This is a genomic window from Liquorilactobacillus mali, assembly GCF_001437155.1.
GTDB classification, from domain to species: domain Bacteria; phylum Bacillota; class Bacilli; order Lactobacillales; family Lactobacillaceae; genus Liquorilactobacillus; species Liquorilactobacillus mali_A.
The window spans coordinates 1-1,739 of record NZ_JQAR01000059.1 but is presented as its reverse complement, the minus strand read 5'-3'; the positions used below and the strand labels follow the sequence as shown (position 1 = coordinate 1,739).

The following is a 1,739-nucleotide window of genomic DNA, read 5'->3' as shown; positions in this document are numbered from 1 at the left end:
GTTTATCAAGTAGGTTTTGTCTGTTTATCAAGTAGGTTTTGTCTGTTTATCAAGTAGAACTATAAAGTTGACTACTTGATAAACATAATCTAAAATTAATTTGTAATCATTAGGAGGTACAGCATGGGAAATGAAATTATTAAATATGATCCAGAGTTAAATACCATTCCACTTCGAAAATTTACTCCAGTTGAAATGAATTTATTTTTTTCGATTATTTCTCGTATGCGTGATAAGAGTGATCAGACCATTCGTTTTACTTTTGATCAATTAAAAGAGCTAAGTGCTTATAAACCTACTGCAAATAACCGTTTTGAAGATGACATTCAGAGAACTTATGAAAAAATGATGGGATTACATTTTGGTAGACGAAGTAAAAGTGGATTAACTCGAGAGTTTTTTGTTTTGTTTACAGAATTTAAAATTGATGGAGATGCAGAAGAACCTTATGTAGACGTAAAAGTTTATGAACGTGCTTTACCCCTTTTAAACAAGCTTGAAAGTTGGGTTCGTTATGCGTTGGCAGAGTTTAGAGATTTAAAAAGTAGTTACGCAAAAACAATGTTTCGGTTACTAAAACAGTTCAGAACCACTGGATATGCTTATTTTTCTAAAGAAGACTTTTTTGAATTACTAGATATGCCCAAAAGTTACTGGAATAGTCCCTCTAACGTCGATAAATTTGTTATAAAACCCATTAAAGAAGAATTAACTCCTTTGTTTAGAGGATTAACGGTTAGAAAAAAATATGGTAAAGGGCGTGGGAAACCAGTTATTGGCTATTCGTTTACCTGGAAACCAGAAAAGAAAGATGCCAATGATTTCTCACAAGGCCAATTACAAGATGAGCGTCAAAAGCTTTTTAATATTCAGCATAATGGTGAATTAACAGAGCAGGAAAAATGGCGCGCCATTGACAAGGTTAAGGGGTTAACTTTAGGCTCTACTGAGAAACAAGCATTGGCTGATAAACAGGCCGAGCACGATAAAAAAATAAGAGATCAAGCAAGACAAGAAGCACTTGCTGAACTCCGAAAGGGGTTTGGAAATCATGCCTAAAACTATTAGAGAACTTGCTGATGAATTGGGCGTTTCAAAGCAGGCTATATGGCAAAAGATAAAAAGAGATGCGTCAATCGATTTACGTCAATTTACATCAACAAAAGGCAATACTGTTTACGTTGATGTTGATGGGCAAAAAGCTATTAAAGCAATGTTCTCAAACGATTCATCAACAAGATACCGTCAACAAAAAGATGATGTTGACGACAACAAAAAAGATGCGGTTGATGGACAAGATGAAGTGAAATTCCTTCGAAATTTAGTATCAGAATTTCAATCTGAAAAGAAAGAGTTACATAAGTTACTAGATCAGCAACAAAGATTGGCCTTACAGGACAAACAACTGCTCGAAGAATACAAGGCAGAAATTAAGGACTTGAAAGCCTTAACGATGGCACCGCATGATAATAGTGAAAAAGAAGTGACGTCAGACAAACAACCGGAACCTGAAAATAGCACCCCGGAGTCACAACCTAAACCTAAAAAGTGGTGGCGTTTTGGTAAATAGTTACAACTAAAAAAGAAAAGAAGACTAGTTAAATAGCGGAAGATAAATTTGAACAATCTGTAGCTGCCAAGCTAAAGGGTGAGGGCTGGGACTGTCCCACAGATTATTCTGGTGGGTAGATTGTAAAATTAATCCGAACGCTGTTCGGACAAAAAAGATCAGCTTCCTT

At 35.5% G+C, this 1,739-nt stretch carries 2 protein-coding genes; both read left to right on the top strand.

What is annotated here, in order from left to right; all coding sequences use genetic code 11:
* Window positions 1-123 precede the first annotated feature (123 nt).
* Entirely contained in the window at window positions 124-1,059 is a 936-nt protein-coding gene (locus IV36_RS11675; protein WP_001748065.1) for a replication initiation protein, read from the top strand.
* Entirely contained in the window at window positions 1,052-1,570 is a 519-nt protein-coding gene (locus IV36_RS11670; RefSeq protein ID WP_001748066.1) for a helix-turn-helix domain-containing protein, read from the top strand. The genes IV36_RS11675 and IV36_RS11670 overlap by 8 nt, the downstream gene beginning before the upstream one ends.
* The last annotated feature ends 169 nt before the right edge of the window (window positions 1,571-1,739 follow it).